This is a genomic window from Arachnia propionica (genome assembly GCF_037055325.1).
Classification (GTDB): domain Bacteria; phylum Actinomycetota; class Actinomycetes; order Propionibacteriales; family Propionibacteriaceae; genus Arachnia.
Genome location: NZ_CP146373.1, coordinates 3,116,681 through 3,134,567 on the forward strand (window position 1 = coordinate 3,116,681; position 17,887 = coordinate 3,134,567).

General features: G+C 63.4%; 11 protein-coding genes. 3 read left to right on the top strand and 8 right to left on the bottom strand.

Annotated elements, in window-relative coordinates; all coding sequences use genetic code 11:
- The first annotated feature begins 3 nt into the window (after positions 1 to 3).
- Positions 4 to 3,993, top strand: a complete 3,990-nt coding sequence (gene eccCa / locus V7R84_RS14455; RefSeq protein ID WP_338570283.1) for a type VII secretion protein EccCa — start codon at positions 4 to 6, stop codon at positions 3,991 to 3,993.
- Positions 3,994 to 4,052: 59 nt separating this feature from the next.
- Here eccCa and V7R84_RS14460 read toward each other — a convergent pair whose 3' ends face one another.
- The 6 genes from V7R84_RS14460 to V7R84_RS14485 form a co-directional block, all read right to left on the bottom strand.
- Positions 4,053 to 4,448 (bottom strand): hypothetical protein, encoded by a 396-nt coding sequence (locus tag V7R84_RS14460; protein ID WP_338570285.1) that lies wholly within the window; start codon positions 4,446 to 4,448, stop codon positions 4,053 to 4,055.
- A 7-nt stretch (positions 4,449 to 4,455) separates the two neighbouring features.
- A complete protein-coding gene (locus V7R84_RS14465) occupies positions 4,456 to 5,016 on the bottom strand; it encodes a hypothetical protein (RefSeq protein WP_338570287.1) in 561 nt (186 codons plus the stop codon).
- A 517-nt stretch (positions 5,017 to 5,533) separates the two neighbouring features.
- Positions 5,534 to 7,267, bottom strand: a complete 1,734-nt coding sequence (locus tag V7R84_RS14470) for a hypothetical protein (protein WP_338570289.1) — start codon at positions 7,265 to 7,267, stop codon at positions 5,534 to 5,536.
- 355 nt (positions 7,268 to 7,622) lie between these two features.
- Positions 7,623 to 9,317, bottom strand: coding sequence for an Ig-like domain-containing protein (locus V7R84_RS14475; RefSeq protein ID WP_338570292.1), 1,695 nt, complete (start codon positions 9,315 to 9,317; stop codon positions 7,623 to 7,625).
- A 226-nt stretch (positions 9,318 to 9,543) separates the two neighbouring features.
- Complete coding sequence (locus V7R84_RS14480) at positions 9,544 to 10,341, bottom strand: neutral zinc metallopeptidase (RefSeq protein WP_338570295.1); 798 nt, start codon at positions 10,339 to 10,341, stop codon at positions 9,544 to 9,546.
- Between the two features lie 485 nt (positions 10,342 to 10,826).
- Positions 10,827 to 11,510 carry a response regulator transcription factor gene (locus V7R84_RS14485; protein WP_338570297.1) on the bottom strand — a complete coding sequence of 228 codons (684 nt, stop codon included), beginning with the start codon at positions 11,508 to 11,510 and terminating at the stop codon, positions 10,827 to 10,829.
- A 282-nt stretch (positions 11,511 to 11,792) separates the two neighbouring features.
- On the opposite strand from V7R84_RS14485, the gene V7R84_RS14490 reads away from it, so the two are divergent.
- Together V7R84_RS14490 and V7R84_RS14495 are read left to right on the top strand one after the other, a co-directional pair.
- Positions 11,793 to 13,064: a sensor histidine kinase gene (locus V7R84_RS14490; protein ID WP_338570300.1), complete on the top strand. Its 1,272-nt coding sequence runs from the start codon at positions 11,793 to 11,795 to the stop codon at positions 13,062 to 13,064.
- Positions 13,065 to 13,195: 131 nt separating this feature from the next.
- Complete coding sequence (locus tag V7R84_RS14495) at positions 13,196 to 14,179, top strand: CPBP family intramembrane glutamic endopeptidase (RefSeq protein ID WP_338570302.1); 984 nt, start codon at positions 13,196 to 13,198, stop codon at positions 14,177 to 14,179.
- Between the two features lie 200 nt (positions 14,180 to 14,379).
- Here V7R84_RS14495 and V7R84_RS14500 read toward each other — a convergent pair whose 3' ends face one another.
- Together V7R84_RS14500 and V7R84_RS14505 are read right to left on the bottom strand one after the other, a co-directional pair.
- On the bottom strand, positions 14,380 to 14,856 hold the full coding sequence (locus V7R84_RS14500; RefSeq protein ID WP_338570304.1) for a YbaK/EbsC family protein: 477 nt from the start codon (positions 14,854 to 14,856) through the stop codon (positions 14,380 to 14,382).
- A gap of 84 nt (positions 14,857 to 14,940) precedes the next feature.
- Positions 14,941 to 17,844 (bottom strand): Ig-like domain-containing protein, encoded by a 2,904-nt coding sequence (locus V7R84_RS14505; protein ID WP_338570306.1) that lies wholly within the window; start codon positions 17,842 to 17,844, stop codon positions 14,941 to 14,943.
- Positions 17,845 to 17,887 lie beyond the last annotated feature (43 nt).

Below are 17,887 nucleotides of genomic sequence, written 5' to 3' on the forward strand. Positions count from 1 at the left end.
CCGATGAGCATCCGGATCGTCCACCGACCCGCCAGAACCACTCCTGCCCTGCAGACGCTGCCGGAGGTGTCGCTGGAATCCCCACCCACCCTCCCGGACGGGAGCGACGGGGCAGGTTCCGCGGCCCTGCGCATCCTGCCCCTACTAGGCGCCGGCGCCGCGATGACCGTCATGATGTTGTTCCGGCGTTCCAATTTCGCGGTCATCGGTGCGCTCATGATGATCGTCACCGTCATCGCCTCGGCCGTCATGATGTTCAGCCAACGAGGCAGGGCGGGCAAGGAACGTCGCGAGAGTCGCGACATCTACATCGAGTATCTGGAGAAGGAACGCGACAAATTGCGAGCCGACGAAAACAAGCGGCTCATCAACGCCCATCGCATCCATCCAGTTCCCGGAGAACTGCTCAGTATCGTCAGGTCACCCGACCGATTGTGGGAACGGCGTCGCGGCGACGGAGACTTCCTGAAGCTCAGGCTCGGAATCGGCACGGTCCACTCCCGGGAAGTCAAGGTGCGCTCCCCCCAGGGTTCAGTCACCCGCAGCGACCCCTTCATGGACAATGAGGTGGAACTGGTCAAGTCGCGTTTCAGCACCACCCCGAGCATGCCCATGCTGGTCGATCTCGATTCCATCGGCGCGGTCAGCGTCGTCGGAAACCGGGATTTCGTCTCGCGGGTTGCACGACTGCTCACCATGCAGGCAGCAACCTTTCACTCCCCCGAGGATCTTCAGCTGGCGCTCGTCGTCGATGACGAAAGACGTGAGGAATGGGACTGGTTCTCCTGGTTGCCACAGCTCGCCGCGCAGAACGTCCAAGGCCCGTTCGGCCCTGGCAGGGTGATCGTGCCGAGTGTCGCACGGCTGCGCAGCGTGCTGGGTCCCGAGCTCGACTCCCGCTCCCCCAGTGCGGCGGAGGCCCGCCGCGCCATGCTCACCGGCAAGGAGATACAGCACGGGCGCATCCTGGTCCTCGTGGATCAATACGGCCAAGCGGCCACGACCTTCACACCAACGGATACGCAAATCAAGCTGAGCCAGGTCAACACAACGGTCATCTACCTCCTGGACGACCGCAGGGCCGAACCTGACGCGATCACCACGCGGATCAGCGAGGGGAAGAAACCGGGAAGCTTCGTTGTCGAGAGCTACCCGAAAGCCGACGCAGCCCCCAAGGTCGTCACCGGGACGCTCGACGACCTGACCCAGGACTCGACAACCGCGCTGGCCCATCTGCTCAGTCCGCTGCGATTGTCGCCCGACTCCCACGAACACGACGCCGCTCGCAGCGCCATGACTTTCGCCGAGCTGCTAGGGGTCCCCGACTACAACAACGTTGACTTCTCACGCGCCTGGGCTCCACGAGGAGACACAGGGTTCCTGCGGGTCGCCATCGGGACCGATGACTCCGGTGAACCCGTGACCCTCGACCTCAAGGAGGCCGCCCAGTACGGCATGGGACCGCATGGCCTGTGCGTCGGCGCAACCGGATCCGGCAAGAGCGAGATGCTGCGCACCCTGGTGCTAGGTTTGCTGCTCAGCCACGACCCAGAGGACCTGGCGATGGTGCTCGTCGACTACAAGGGCGGCGCCACCTTCGCTCCCTTCGACGGCGCACCCCAGGTCTCAGGCATCATCACGAACCTGTCCGACGACGCCAGCCTCATCGAGCGCGTCTACGCCAGCCTGTCCGGTGAGGTGCAGCGACGTCAGCAGGTGTTGCGTGACGCCGGAAACATCGCCGACATCACCACCTACCGGGCGCTGCGCGCCGAACGACCCGAGCTGGGCCTGGCCCCGTTCCCGCACCTGCTGGTCATCATCGACGAGTTCGGTGAGCTGCTAACCGCCCGCCCCGACTTCATCGAGTTGTTCCTGTCCATCGGGCGCATCGGACGTTCCATCGGGGTGCACCTGATGTTGTCCAGCCAGCGGATCGAGAGCGGCAAGCTGCGCGGCCTCGATACCTACCTGTCCTACCGGATCGGCCTGCGAACCCTGTCAGAGAGCGAGTCCCGCACCATCCTGGAGACCACCGACGCCTTCCACCTGCCCCCGATTCCCGGGTACGGCTACCTGAAGGTCGACACCACCACCTACACCCGGTTCCGTTCCGGTTTCGTCTCCGGTCCGTTGCCGGAGGACCCGGACCTCGAACAAAAGGTGGAAGCCCCACCCATCGTGTTCCCGGTTCCCAGCTATCTCGTCACCCGCGCCGAGGCGGGCGACAGCATGCCTGCGGCAACACGCGTGAGCACAAAGACGACAGGCCCGACGGTTCTCAGCACCGTCATGGACCAGCTCCGGCAACAGAAGCGTGCCACCCAGCCGATCTGGCTGCCTCCGCTGCCAGCAGCGACCACGTTGGACACCGTCGCCGGCGAACCCCGTCCCACCGATTCCGGGTTGCGGATCCATTCCAGCGCGCCGTTGCGTTTCCCCATCGGAATCATCGACGACCCGGCCCGGCAGTGGCAGGACACATGGGAGCTGGATCTTCTCGCCTCCGGCGGCCACACCCAGATCACCGGAGGACCGGGCAGCGGAAAGACGACTCTGCTGCGCACCATCACGGCGTCACTGGCCCTGACTCATTCACCGTCGCTGGTCAGCGTCTACGTGCTGGATCTGCTCGGATCGTCCCTGCTGAACCTGCGTGACCTGGCCAACGTGGGCGCGGTGGCCGTCCGTGCCGACCGCGAGGTGGTGCGCCGCACCCTCGAGGAGTTGCGGGGGCTGTTGAACCAGCGTGAGTTGATCTTCCAGCAACTCAGGATCGATTCCCTGGCGACATTGCGCAACATCACCGACGATCCCTCTCTCAATCTCGCAGAGGTCGTGCTACTCATCGACGGCTATGGACAGCTCTCGGAGGAATTCGAGGAGCTGAACGACATCGTGTTCGACCTGTTGCGTCGCGGCGCCGCGCACGGAATCCACGTCATCGCCACCACCACCCGTTGGAACGAGATCCGCCTGGCACAGCAGAGTTTCTTCGGCACCAGAATCGAGTTCAGGCTGACCGATCCGACGGAGTCCGTGCACGGCAGACGCCTGGCCGAGACCCTGCCCACGGACCGTCCCGGTCGGGCCCTGGTCACGGATGGCCTGTTCACGCATGTCGCGCTTCCCAGGATCGATGGGATTGATTCCGCCGAGGACGTCTCCGATGGGTTGCGGCATCTCTCGGAAGCGGTCGCAGCCGGCACGACCGAGCGGGCCGTACCGGTCAGACTGCTCCCGGCAAACCTCTCCCCTGACGGAGTCGAACTTCCCGAAGGCAAGGCGCTGGTGGCTCTGGGGCTGGACGAAACCGACCTCTCGACCACGGTGCTGGACATGAACGGGCCCGACAGACACCTCATCATCTTCGGTGACTCTGGGACCGGGCGCACCACGATGCTGCGGCGGGTGATCGCGGAGCTGGTTCGCACCCACAGCTCCGAGGAGCTGGTTTTCGCGGTCTTCGATCCCCGGCGTTCCCTCACCGGTGTCGTCCCTGAGGGATACCTGGGCGGAACCGCCACCAGCGCCGTCCTGGCGCAAAAACTGGTGGCCGCCATCGTGCCGGAGCTGGAGGCCAGGGTGCCGCGCAGCGTCGACGCCTCCGCCGAGGTGGCTCCTCCGGTTCCACACATCGTTGTCATCATCGACGACTACGACGCCCTGGGGTCGGGAGCCGGCCCCTTCAAGGCGTTGTTGCCATTCGTCCCGATGGGCAACGAGGTCGGGCTGTCGGTCGTGCTGACCCGGCGGATGACCGGCGCGGGACGCGCCATGTACGACCCCCTGATCAACACCATGCGCGACTCCGGAGCCGCCGGGTTTATGTTCTCCGGCGACCGTTCCGAGGGCATGCTGTTGGGCAATCAGCGGCCACGCGCGCTACCAATTGGTCGCGCCATGCTGCTGCACTCCGGACAGCCGGTGCGGACTGTGCAGATCGTGAACCAACCCGACCAGGCGGCTGCATTCACGGGCGAAGACGGATGATCAGGGAATCAGCGTGGCTGTTCCGCCGGACCACGATCCCCGAGCCGCCCGGCCACGGACTACGTTTCCATTCCCTGCGGGTGTTTGAAGAGCAGGCACATCGCCTCCGCTTCTTCCCCAATGCTCACGCGGACCTCGTATTCTCCCGCCTGAAGGTCCGTCACGTCCCATTGGCGCATGTCAAATGCCAGGGTGATGCGCACCTCCTCGTCCTCGCCCGCATCCTCGAAAGCCTCCATGGGCGGTGGCAGAACGCGCAACAGTTCGTTTCGGTAGTTCGGACCGCTCACCTCGACGACCAGGTCTGAAGCGCAGAACTGGGTAGGCGTGCCATGGATGAAGCCCGCGAGATACAGGGGCGCTCCGGGCACGTGTGTGTTGGTTCCAGCACCCACGATCGTGAGCAGCCCGTTTGCCTCCTGAGCGAACGAGCACAGATGCAGGACGAACTTCACCTGCTTCTCAGACCGGGACACTGTCATACCTGTACGGCCGCGTGGTGGCCATGAGTGGTTCTCCCTGCCGGACGATGGTCGGGCGATGATCCGCGGGGCGCCTCGGGTCAAGGGATGTGGCAAGCCATTCGTTGATCCATGCCACCTCCCCCTCCGTCGGGACGTCCCAGTCATCGTGTTGATGCCCCTTGGCCCGCAGCCATTCGTTGACGAGCTGCCACTGCCACAACGGCGAGCTGTCGGTGAAGCAGTGGGGCTCCGGAAACTCGTTGTCCCCCCGGTTGTTCACCCATTTCGACACGGCCTGCTTGGACACACCCGCCCTGCGATGGATGTCTGCCATAGTGACCAGCTCCGGCATGACCGAGCGTACGCTCACACCGCTGAGTCGCATGTGTTCGGCCATAGCCTTGGCCGCTTCGACGGCATTGGCCGCGGAGTCCTCGCCCTCGATCACGGTCTTACCGCACCGTCGCGAGACGGCGAAACGCCCGTCGGACAGCAATGCTTCCTCAACGTCCTGACGTACGTCCTCAACCAGAAACTTCACAACATAGTCACGCTGCATCAGCTTCTCCTGTCCTTGGCTGTCAATTCCACACCCAGCGGTTGACAACAGTCAACCCTACCTCTCAATCAATCAGTTCCGGAATCCACCTCATGGACACAGCTCTCCAAAAAGCGACGGAGACGTTTCGCCTCATTGCCATCGCTGCGCGGGGTCCCGGCCACCGAGCGCGTACACCCATCCCGCGTGGAGCGAGGGCAGAATATTTTGACGCCATGGCCTAATTTGCACACCCGCCACCCCCGGTCCAGCGCCGCACGCAGCGCCTTCAGTGTCTCCGGGTACCCCTTGTACATCTTGCGGAGAGCTGCCGCATCAAGTTCTTTACCATCTCCCATGGTCATCCGCCGGCTCTGGGTTTGCAGCGTAAGGGCAGGGCGACACGACGCATGGTTCTCCCTCGGGAATCAAACCGTTTGGATGACAGCAGAGTAGCCCTACTCGTCCAGCTCGATCTCCTCCCCGGATCCGAACGGCACCCAAGAAGGTCTTCGTTGAGAGTTTTCTCACACGGCGGTTACTGGTAGCCGTCGATCAGGGCCGCTGCGATCTCGGACCACGCCTCCCTGGTGCGGGGGTGGACCCGCTCCAAGCTGATGCGGTCGCCGTCGGCGACGGTCTGGTCGTTCGGCACCACAAACACCTGCCGGCTGTGGCTTGCCAGGTGGGTGCGCACCATGTCCTTCTGCACCCGGATGGACACGTTGTCTTTGTCGGTGAGGACGATGATCGCCTCCTGGGCCAGCTTCTCGTAGCCGTGGCTCGCGAGCCAGTCGACAGTACTGACGGCCCGTTTGACACCGGAGAAGGCGTAGCCGGTGGCGATCACCACACTGTCGGCCTTGGCGAGGATCCCACTCATGGCGTTGTGGGTCACTCCGGTGCCGCAGTCAGTGAGAATCACGGAGAAGAAGTTCTGCACGAGCTCGTGAACGCGCCGGTAACCGTCGGCGGTGAGACTGTCCGAGACCGCCGGGTCCTGCTCGCCCGCGACGACGTGCAGCCTGTCGACCTGCGTGATGTAACCGGACAGGTCCGTCCACGTCTTGACCCGCGGAATGTCGCCCACCAGGTCGGTGATGCTGCGCGGCCGCAGCCGCAGCATCTCGTCCTCACCGAGCAGTCGTTCGGCCAGGTCACCCGAATCCGGGTCGGCGTCGATGGCGATGGGAGGCACGCCCCGCGCCTGGGCGAGAGCCAGGCCCACCCCGACCGCCGTCGAAGTCTTGCCGATGCCCCCCTTGAAGGAGAGGAACACCGTGCTGTAGGGGCGTTCCAGCGACCGGGAGATGCGGGAGTCCCGTTCCGCAAGACGGATCTGGGTCTGGCTGGGACCGAAGTTCACACGCCCCGACGTCAGCCGGTACATCGCGCCGCGGATTCCTCCCTGCGGCACGGCCTTAGGGGGACGCACGAGCAGTGACGACGGCGCCGCATCCGGCACGGCGAGGGCCTGCGATGTCGGCACGTTCATGAAGATCGACCGGAACGGCACGTCCGGGGAAGCCCCGGACGGGGAGATCTCCTGTGGTTTCGGCCTCGGGGTTTCCTGATTCGGCGGGGGACCACTCGGTTTCTGCGGCCTGTCCTGAGGTTTCGGTCTCGGGGCCCCCTGGGGCTGCGGGGCCTGCCTCGGTGGAGTCGGCGGAATCGCGCGCGGCGACGCCTTGGGCGGCACCGGCGGCCTGGGTCCCTCCAGCTGTCGGGGAGGTCCCGAGCGGCCGGAAGCGGTCGCCTGCCGGGGAGGTTCGGGGGGCGGGGGAGCATCCGGCGGCACCGGGGAGATGCTGCTCTCCTGCGGTTCGGGCATTCGCGCCCGCGCAGGAGAGACCGAGATTCTGGGGCTGGAGGGCTGTGACTCCGGCTTGGCTAGAGCCCGGGCGGGCGACGGCTCCACCGAGGGTTCGGAGGCCTCGTTCTCGGTTTCCGTTTGCGGGGCGGGGGCACGTCGCGGCTTCGGCAGGGCCGCCCTGCTGGGGGCCGAGCGCCTGGTGTTGTTGGCCATCGCCGCAGGCGGCTGCGCCGCGGCTGCCTGCCCATCGGCATCCACCGTGAACCACGACACCCGACCGCCCCGGGTCTCGTCCACACCGCGGGCAAGAACAGGACGCCCGGCTTGGCGCGCCTCGGCAGCGAGGTGCTGGAAGACCGACGAATAGACGTTGCTGGGCACCACCATCTCGACCTGCACCCCATTGACAGTCGCATCACTTCTACCCGTGATGATGACGTCCCAGTAGGGCGACTTCATGGGTTTCCTTCCTGTCGAGAGAGTTTCGCCTGACCTAAAGTCAATGCCCGAACAGTAACTAGGCTAGCCCTTGCGGAGAACCAGCCCAATCTGCTAGTCCCGCGCCTGCGCGCCGTGTCTTTCGTCGGAAGCATGAAGCTACTATGGCTACGCCCTTCACCGACAGCCGACATCCCCGCGACGATGCCGCCTCGGTTTGGATTCTACGGTCGCCACAGCCGCCTCGACGACAAACCCCCTAGTCAGCAGGCTTCTCCGGGATCGCGACACAACAGTCCCCCCGACCAAAAGGAGGACAGGACCCCGACACGATCGTGTCAAGGGCCCTGTCCATTTCGCGAGATTGACGCGTACCTCAGATGCCGGTTCTCGGCAGACCGGGTTTCACGACCTTCCCGCACGCGGGTATCGCAACCGTCCGAGTGAACACGAAGGAACCATTCTCCGCAGCAGCCCATCCTTCCGGCAGGTTCTGTCCATCAATGGTTCTGCCCGCCTCAGCAGTTGCGGTGACCTGGATCGTCGCGCTGTTTCCGTTCTTGGTGACCCTCGGCTCGGAGTAGACGATCCCCGCGGTGGGAGTGATCTTGACCGTCGGTTCTGTCGGCTCGGTACCACTCACGGGGCACGTCCCGGGCTTCACCTCGACCGCCCCCAGGGTCACAGCGACTGTTTCTGGGGCCGGAGTCGGAGTCGGACTCAGGGCCGGGTTATCGCTCGCGACGGCATCCGCCGAGTTGGTGAGGGTCACCTCGCGGGTTTTCAAGCCCTCAACCGTCACCTGGGCACTGTTCGCGTCCGGGGCGTTATCGGCCACGCCGTCTCCGGAGAAAGCAGGATCACCGAATTTGAACCCTGCCACAGAGGGCACCTTCTCCGTGAGCGTCACAACGACCCCATCGGGGACGTTGTTGAGGGGTTCCATGGTCCCGTCACCTTTCAGCGACAATTCGCCACTGCGGGTGTCACCCTTGTACTGGTAGGACCAGGACACCGGGTAGGTGGTCGCCGGATCGACCTTTTCGCCGGTGACCACTTTCTTCAGCTCGAGGTGTCCGACGATCGCGCCGGTCCCGACGCCTGCGCCCGACTGATTCTTCTCGGCGTTGGCAACGAGCAGCTCGCCGTCCACGGTGGCCCGGTTCATGTACTTGCCCCCGACGGGGATCTCCCCGCCGGTCTTCAGTTCCAGATCGAGCACGTAGATCCGGTCGGCTTGGAAGTTCTGACCCTTGTTGTCGAGGGTGACCTTCACCTGATCCTTGTCATCATCAACGGCAACCGCAGCCGACGGCACACTGGAGGCATCCAGGTCATGGCGGCACGCCGCGCTGCTAAGCTCTCCCCAGCACTCCGGCGTCGCGGGGACCCAGAAGACCTTGGGGTACCCCTCCGACATGGTCAGAGTGGCGCCTTCCTGTCCGTACTCGTCGACGATGGTCGCTTCGGATTTCCCGGAGATCTTGGAACCGGGGATCACGACGCGCCAATACACGGCTGTCCGATCAGTCCCGGGGAACCACCCGGATTTGCTGGTCTCGGTCGGAAGGATGGGGCTGTATCCGATCTCCTGCTGTCCTTCAGGAAGCGGAACCTGAACCTTCACCCCGTTACTAGTTTCAAATTCAAGCGAGCTGGCCTTCGTCGTCTCCTTCACCTGAGTCTTCACCCAGAACGATCCGTTAACGTCGTGTTTGTTTTCAACATTCTTGTTGAGAGTGCAGACGACCTCACTGAGAGCGGCTTCGCAGCCCCCGTAGGTGACCGATTCATCATCCTCATCCTTGAGGTCGAAGACACCCTCGAACGCCCCAAGTTCCTTGGGCAGCACGAGCTTGAAGGTGTCACCGGCCTTCGCCGCACCGTCCGGGATGCGCCATTGCGCAGCGACCCGGGCAACACTCCACTTGTAGAGCGCCGGCTCCTCATCGGTCAGTTTCGTGATCTCGATGCTGGAAGTATCGATCGCCGGGATTTCAGCCGCCCCAGCCTCGGAACTCGTGACAACAACCCCGGACAGCCCGAGCAGGGACGCGAAGAAGAAAGCCAACGGCCTTCCTAATCCGCGAACTTTAGGTGTTTTCAACATTTCCCCTCCTTACGCCACGGAAGTCTATGCCCTCACCCCCTTCCTGAGGAGCAACACAACAGACAGTGCACAAGATTGACACTCGTCACGGCGAAAGCACCGATCGGCCAGCCCATCGGCATGCACTAGTGCCTTTCGTTACTTTCCTTTCGGCGCATGGGGCGGCAATGATGTGGCCAAACCCCGGTCAGGCCACATCCTTCGAAGGGACTCCCCACGTATTGCAGCCCTGCAGCGTCGTCATGTAGAAGCCCCGGTTCATCCAATAGTCGATCGTCTCCTTGGTGCCGTGCTGCTCGTCTCCCAACGAGTACTTCAGGAAGGTCGCGTAGATGTCGGCGTCGACGCCCATGTTGAGGGTCAGCTGGAGCCGCGAGGTCGAGCAGATGTCCTGGAGTTCGATACGACGGCTGACCTCCATCTCGTCCGCGTCAAGGTAAGTACGGGCGTATCTGGTGATTCCGAGCTGATTCTGAATGTGGTGGAAGTGTTCGTGAACTACGGTGTCGCCTGCGTAAAACCCGTCTTCCGCTTCGAACTCGTAAACGTTCCGCGATAGGTAGATGGTGGCATTGGCGGGACAGTAGAAGGCCGTCTTACTCTGTCTTTCGGAGCCACAGGGGGTATTGACGTCCAAGTCGTAGGCAACCAGGCTGACGGGCTTCTGTTGGATGTCGAGAGCGGTCAGGTAGGGACACCACACGTCCTGAAGACAGTTGATCACGGACTTGTAGTAGGCGGTGTGCTGTTCGCGATTCCTGAACCCCTTCGGTGGAGCAGGACGGTTCCCGACGGGATAGTTCGTCTTGTTGATTCGGGTGGGCCACCAGTTTGTCGGAGACCTTGTCGCCGGTGGTCGGCAGTTCCTCCCAGTCGTGTGGCGGAAGCCAGCTGGGAAGCGGCGGCACCTCCACCTGGGGAAAAGATATGGTCGGCTCCGGTGTCGGGGGACCAGTTTCAGATGTCTGGGTGGCGCGAGCTTCAATTGTCCGGGTGACCTGGACTTCAGGCGGCCATGTGACCTCGGGACCGGTCACGTCACGTGGTGAACGGTTCACGACCGCCGCCACCCCGATGATCAGCAGGACCGGCACCAGCAGGCCCATCAGGACGAACAGGCCCTGCGGTCCGCGCGACGGTTGACGAGAGGCCGGTGGCCGCCAGCTGATCAGTGGTCCTGCTCCTTGGGGCATCGGGCCCACCTTGAGGGAAAGGCCTCCCGGGGTGACCCCACGGGGACGCGCCGTGCTGGGGCTGCTGCGGGGGAATGGCCCGCAGCGTTGCGGGTTGAGGACGCCAGGCCGGATCGAATCCGCTCATCGGCGGTCCGGGCTGTTGGTATCTGGGCTCCACACCATCTCCCATCGTTTGCAGGGAAATCTTCGGCAGGCTACGTTACCTGCCGAATTCCCCGGTACAACATACAAGATGCTCGAACCACGGTCTCCCGCGCATTCGGGGTTCTCCCGCTCAGCCAGTTGCCTGAGGCTGCGGGGACGTGTCGGGGTCAGTTGCTTCCAGGTACTGCAGCACGGCAATGACGCGACGGTTATCGTCGCCGGAGGGCGTCAACCGGAGCTTGTCAAAAATGCTGTTCACGTTCTTGGCGATGGCTTTCTCGGTCACAAACATCGCCTTGGCGATCGCGGCGTTCGTCTTGCCCTGCGCCATGTGGGTCAGGGTCTCGATCTCTCTCGGGGTGAGCCGATCGAGCGGGGGACGTCCCGTGCGGCGTCCGAGGATCCGGGCGACGACCTCCGGGTCGAGACAGGTACCCCCGGTCGCCACCTGCTGCACGGCGTCGAGGAACTGATCGCCGTTGAGTACGCGGTCCTTGAGGAGATAGCCCACCCCGCCGCGCCTGTCCTCCATGAGTTCGCGGGCGTAGAGGGTTTCGACGTACTGCGAGAGCACCAGCACCGGCAGCCCGGGGCGTTTCCTGCGGGCCTCGATCGCGATTCGCAGTCCTTCGTCGGTGAACGTCGGGGGCAGCCGGACGTCCACGATGGCGACGTCCACATCCTCGGTCAGCAACGCCCTGCGCAGCTCGGAAGCGGTCTGCACGACCGCGACGACCTCATTGCCCAGTGCCTGCAGCATCCGGCTGAGACCATCGCGCAACAGGAACTGGTCCTCGGCAATCAACACACGCATCGCTCAATCACCTCCGGAAAGGAGTCTGCCATCCCGCATGAGGTTACGCAGGGCCGGGTGTTCCCCCGAGGCCGGTCACGCCGGAGCATGCCGTGGGCAGCCGGGCGTACAGATTGACCACCACTTGGTTTCGACACGAGCAGCTCCTCCGTCGCAGCCCGGTTCAACCAGCGTTGGAGATGCGGGGGCGGCTCGGACCGCTCTGAAAGGTGGTATTTTCACCACTGTTTTCTGAGCCATGCGCCAGCAGGATTGTGGGTATCAGAGAGTCAAGGAGATGACATGAACACCCACCTCAGCGCACCGACCTCCCGCGGATCGGGCATCGGGTTGAGCGTGCGAGCCCTCGGCCGGTGTCTTCTGCTGCTGGCCCTGTGGCCGGTATCGATTGCACTGTTCATCGCGATCTGGATGGCCGCCGCCCTGATCCCGCTCGGCATCGGGATCCTGCTGGTGCCCGTCGCAGTGAAGGCACTGCGATCGCTGGCCGAGTGGAAACGCCGCATGGCCCATCAGTGGTCGGGGATCCGGGTCGAGTCTCCGTATCTGCCGCTACTACCGGCCGAGCCGGGTTTCAGGGGCCGGTTCGACGAGGCCGTGCGGCTTGTGAAGGACCCCGGAACATGGCGCGACGTCGCCTGGCTGTTCATGGACCTGTGCGTTTCCCCCATGCTTGCGCTTTTCAGCATGGCCACTGTCATCGGCGGGCTGTTGGGGTTGGCGATGCCCATCATCTGGGAACCGTTCGCCAAGAACTGGTCCGACGGCAGTTTCTACCTGTTCGTCCCCGTGAACGAGACCACCGCGCCCTTCATGCCCATTCCCGGCCTGCTGGTGCTGCTCGCCGGGCTGCTTCTCGCACCCTGGTGGGTGAAGCTGCACAGCCGTTTCGTCCGGTGGGCGCTGGGCCCGACCAAGCGCACCCGGATGGCTGCCCTGTCACAGACCCGGCGGGAGACCCGCGACTCCTCCGCGGCCGAGCTGCGCCGCATCGAACGCGACCTCCACGACGGCACCCAGGCCCGTCTGGTCGCGATGGGCATGACCATCAACACCGCCCAAGCAATGATGCGCAGCAACCCGGAGGCCGCCGAGGCGCTGCTGACCGAGGCCAAGAACGCCTCCGCCACGGCACTCGGCGAGCTGCGTGACCTGGTGCGCGGAATCCATCCTCCGGTGCTGGCCGACCGCGGGCTGGGCGACGCCGTGAAGGCCCTGGCGGCGGACTGTGCGATATCTGCGGAGGTGAACATCGAGATTCCCGAGCGAGTGGGTCCGGCACTGGAGTCGGCTGCCTACTTCGCGGTCTCCGAACTGCTGGGCAACGTGGTGAAACACTCCGGCGCCAACCGGGTCGACATCGACCTGCGGATCGAGAACGACGAGCTGCGGATCAGCGTCACCGACGACGGCCGGGGCGGGGCCAATCCCCAGACCGGCACCGGTCTGCGCGGAATCGAACGACGCCTGGCGGCCTTCGACGGCCTCCTGGCGATCCAAAGCCCGATCGGCGGTCCGACGTCCGCGCACATCACACTCCCCGTCGAGTCCTGAACATCCCGGGCCCCTGCCCTGACCATCCCCGGTCTCCTGTCGTCATGTCATTCGGAAAGGTTTTGTACCGCACACGGCACAAAACCTTCCACGACGCGAGCAGAAATCTTCTCACAGGAAAGAGAAACCCTATGTCAAAAATCCCCATGTCCCAACCCGCCCGGTCGGTCTCCACGCCGGCCGAGAACACCGTCGACCGGTCGTGGAAACCGATCATCATCTACACAGCCCTGGCCTTCGGCCTGGGATGGATGATGTACATCCCGGGGCTCCTGCTCAACGCCGGACCCACAACACTCATCGGCACAATCTTCTCCACCACCTTCATGTGGACCCCGGCGGTGGCAGCAGCAGCGGTGGTCCGCTTCATCGAGAAGAAGCCCCTGTTCTCCACCCTCAAGATCAGCCTGAAGGGAGTCTGGAAGAAAGCCCTCCTCTGGTCACTGCTCTCCATCCCCATCGCCTTCATCCTGATCCTCGCCTCCCTCGGTTCCTCGGCCCTGCTGGGCACCTACCACTTCGACCTGATGAACCTCTCCGAATTCCAAAAGGTCCTGGAAGCATCAGGGCAGACCGGACTCACCACTTCCCAGGTGTGGGACGCCTTCTGGCCGCGAATGGCAGGAGTCATCCCCATGCTGTTCCTGGCCGGCATGGTGGGAGCCCTGGGTGAGGAGATCGGCTGGCATGCCTGGCTCTACCCACGCCTGCGCGACCGCCTCGGCGTCACCGCCTCCCTCGCCCTGACCGCCATCATCTGGGGTCTGTGGCACGCCCCCGCCATCCTGCTCGGGCACAACTACCCCGACAACCCCCAGCTCGGCGTCCTCATGTTCATCATCACCTGCGCAGGCCTGATCATCCCCATCCAGCTCCTCATGAACTGGGGCGGCTCCGTCTGGGCAGCAGCATCCGCCCACGCCGCCATCAACACCATAGCGCCAGCACTGCTCATCTTCGCGCCTCTCAACGACGTCAACCACCCCTACGACCCCGTCGCCGCCGCATTCACCGGATGGGGAGGCTGGCCCGTTGTCGCGATCCTCTTCATCGCAGGCGCCATCATCCTCAAGCGGGACAACACTTCCCAACCCAGCACTCCCGCCGCTGGCTGAAGAATCACCCCACGGAATCGTTATGTCATTCGGAAAGGTTTTGTGCCGTGTACGGCACAAAACCTTTCACGATATGACCAAAAGTTTTCCACGTAACATAACGATGAGGCTTATTCACAGACGGTGTGCCGGTCGGAAAACTCCTGGTCAGCGCACACTTGGGGAGGGCCATGAATTAAGCCTCGATGGATCTGGCCGGCTCAGCCGGCGTGGGAAGACGGAGCGGTCAGGTCGGCGACCGTGGCGTCGAGGGCCGCGATCGCGTCGTCGGCCTGGAGTTTCACCCCCACCCCGTGGGCCCCGCCTCCCATGGAGATGGACCGGCCGACGATGGAGGAATCGGCGAACACCGGCCAGGGATGGGTGGAACCGAAGGGTGTGATGGTGCCCCGTTCATATCCGGTGACCCGTTTCGCCTCGTCGGCGTCGGGCATCGACAGGCGGGAGACCCCGAGCAGGGCCCGCAGCTTCGGCCAGGAGAACTCGCGGTCCCCCGGCACCAGGACGAAGATGTAGTCGCCGTCGCCGCGCCGCACGACGATGGTCTTGACCAGGTCGCACACCTCGATACCACGCACCGCCGCCGCCTCCGCGACCGACCTGACGGGTCCGTGCCGGACCACGGTGTGCGCGACCCCGAGTTCCCGGAGCCTCCTGAGCGCTGGGGTGTCATCCATGGGGCGAGTCTACGGTGCTGCGGACAAGGACTGGGCCCCGATTCTGTGGAATCGGGGCCCAGTATTCATCACACCATTCGGGGCTCAGGCGCCGGTCTTCGGCAGACCCGGTTTCACCGGCGGCGGAAGTGGCCTGACCGGGGCCGGGGTAACCACAACCGTCGGGGTCGGAGTGACCGTCGGACTCGGAGTCGGAGTCGGCGTTGGACTCGGTGTCGGAGTCGGCGTTGGACTCGGTGTCGGAGTCGGTGTTGGGGTCGGGGCCTCACACACCGGCTGATCCTTGGTAGTAGTGAACGTCGCAGCAGTCTCATCAACCCGGGTCCAGCCCTCCGGCAACACACCACCAAACTGGAACCCAGCCTTCGCAATAGCAGTCGCCGTGACGGTCACCTTCCCGTCCTTGACCTCAATCTTCGGCTCGGAGAACTCCACACCCTCAACCGGATCAAACACCACAGTCGGAGCAGACGGAGTGGAGGCCCCAGCCGGGCAGGTACCCACATCGATCTTCGGGGCAACCAAAGTCACACACGTAGGAACACCAACCTCACCGGTGTAGGTGGACACCCCATCAACAGGAGCACCCCAACCCTCACCAAGCTTGTCAGTATCAATCACGAACTTCTCATTCACAGGAGTCGCAGTCACCGTGTACTTGAACTTCCCACCCACAATCTCGTGACTAGCAAGCGCATACGTGATGCCCTCCGTAGTCGGCAACGTCACCTCAGGCTCACTAGGCGTAGTAGAACCAACCGTGCACACACTCGCCGACACCACAGGCGCAACCGGAACCACCTTCGTAGCCTCACACACCGGCTGATCCTTAGTAGTAGTGAACGTCGCACTAGTTTCACTCACCCGGGTCCAACCATCCGGCAACACACCACCAAACTGGAACCCAGCCTTCGCAGTAGCCGACGCCGTAACAGTCACCTTCCCAGCAGCGACCTCCACCTTCGGCACAGAAAACTCCACACCCTCAACCGGATCAAACACCGCAGACGGAGCAGAAGGAGTCAACGAATCCGCAGGACAGGTACCCACATCAACCCTCGGAACAACCGGAATCACACACTTCGGCTGCGTCACCGTCGTCGTATAGGTCACCACACCATTGACCACACTCCAGCCCTCAGGAAGATTCGCAGTATCAATCCGATACCCAGACTTCGCCGTCGCAGTCACAGTCACACTCACCCGATCACCAACACTAGTGATAACAGGCTCCCCATAATCAACCTGCTCGGTATCCTCAACACCCGAAACACTCGGCTGACTAGGAGTAGTCGAATCAACCGGACACACCCCCGCCTTCACAACCGGAACCACCGGCACCACATCCCGAGTACACGTCGGCTGAACAACAACCTTGGTGAACGTGAAAGAACCATCACCATTCGCAACCCACCCCTCAGGCAGGTTCTTCTCATCAACCTTCTTCCCAACCACCGGCGTAGCAGTCACCTTGACCGTCACCTGATCCCCAGCCCTGGTGAACTGCGGCTGGGAGTAAGTGATGCCCTCCGTAGGACCAACCTCAACCGTAGGATCCGACGGCTCCGAAGCACCCGGAGCACACACACCCGGCGTCACCTTCACAGAACCCACGACCACACCCGGCTGACTCACCGGATTCGTCAAGATCACCTCGAGAGTTTTCAAACCCTCAACCGTCACCTGGGCACTGTTCGCATCCGGAGCTCCATCAGTCACACCATTCCCAGAGAACACCGGGTCGCCGAACTCCACCCCAGCCACAGCCGGAACCTTCTCCGTGAACGTCACAACAGTCCCATGAGGAACGTTGTTCAAGGTCGTCAGCGTCCCATCGCCCTTCACAGAAAGCTCTCCGCGGCGCGTGACTCCCTTGTACTGGTAGGACCAGGTCACTGGGTAGGTGGTCGCAGGATCGACCTGCCCGCCGGTAACCACCTTCTTTACCCCGATGTGTCCGACCGCATCGCCGGACCCGGTGCCGCCACCCGAGGAAGTCTTCTCGGCGCGGGCGGTGCGCATTTCACCGTCCACGGATCCCCGGTTGACGTACTGGGAACCGACGGGGATCTCGCCATCGGTTGTGAGCTCCAGCTCAAACACGTAGATCCGGCCGGCCTGGAAGTTCTGGCCCTTGTTGTCGAGAACGACCTTCACCTGGTCTTTGTCGTCGTCAACCGTGACGGTGGTCGACGGCGTGGTGGAGTCACTCAGGTCGTTTCGGCATGCTGCGCTTTCCAGTTCATTCCAGCATTTCGGGGTGCTGGGGATCCAGAGGATCTTCGGGTATCCCGCGGACACGGTAAGGTTCGATCCCGCCTGCTGGTAGTCGTCGAGGATGGTCACGCTGGAGCGATCGGAGATTTTGTCACCGGGAATCACGATGCGCCAGTGGATGGTGCTTTGGTCGGCGCCGGGGAACCAGCCGGATTTGTCGATCTCGGTCGGGACGTAGGGTTTGTAGCCAATGCCCTGTTGTCCGCCGGGAAGCGGCACATCCACCTTTTTTCCAGTGCTCACCTCGAAGCTGAGCGTGGAGGCATCCGTCAGAGCGACGACCTGGGTTTTCACCCAGAGCGAGCCGCCGACGTTGTTCTTGTTCTCGACGTTCTGGTTGAAAGTGCAGAGCACCTCGGTCTTGGTGATCTCACAGCTCCCGTAGGTGAGCTGGTCGCCGTCGCGACCCTTGAGTTCGAAGGTGCCCTCGACTCCCCCGAGTTCCTTCGGCAGCGCGATCTTGAACGTGTCATCAGCGTGCCCGGTGCCGTCCGGGATGCTCCAGTTCGCATCCATCCGAACGCTGCTCCACATGTATACCGCGGCCTCTTCGGCATCCGTTTTCGTGATTTTGATACTCGTTGGATCAATGGCCGCGACCTCGGCGGCCTTTGCCGCGGGGCTCGTGATCACGATCCCAGCCAAACCGATCAGGAATGCCAGGAAAACCGTCAATGGTCTCCGCCCTCCACGGGCCCTGAATGTTTTCATTCCCCCTCCTTCGTCACGGCATTGTATGGCCTCAGCCACCTCA

Excerpts from the sequence above, each read along its gene's own strand:
- V7R84_RS14485 (WP_338570297.1), bottom strand. The coding sequence starts at position 11,510 with ATGCGTGTGTTGATTGCCGAGGACCAGTTCCTGTTGCGCGATGGTCTC.
- V7R84_RS14500 (WP_338570304.1), bottom strand. The coding sequence starts at position 14,856 with ATGGATGACACCCCAGCGCTCAGGAGGCTCCGGGAACTCGGGGTCGCG.
- eccCa (WP_338570283.1), top strand. The coding sequence starts at position 4 with ATGAGCATCCGGATCGTCCACCGACCCGCCAGAACCACTCCTGCCCTG.
- V7R84_RS14490 (WP_338570300.1), top strand. The coding sequence starts at position 11,793 with ATGAACACCCACCTCAGCGCACCGACCTCCCGCGGATCGGGCATCGGG.
- V7R84_RS14465 (WP_338570287.1), bottom strand. The coding sequence starts at position 5,016 with ATGCAGCGTGACTATGTTGTGAAGTTTCTGGTTGAGGACGTACGTCAG.
- V7R84_RS14505 (WP_338570306.1), bottom strand. The coding sequence starts at position 17,844 with ATGAAAACATTCAGGGCCCGTGGAGGGCGGAGACCATTGACGGTTTTC.
- V7R84_RS14470 (WP_338570289.1), bottom strand. The coding sequence starts at position 7,267 with ATGAAGTCGCCCTACTGGGACGTCATCATCACGGGTAGAAGTGATGCG.
- V7R84_RS14495 (WP_338570302.1), top strand. The coding sequence starts at position 13,196 with ATGTCAAAAATCCCCATGTCCCAACCCGCCCGGTCGGTCTCCACGCCG.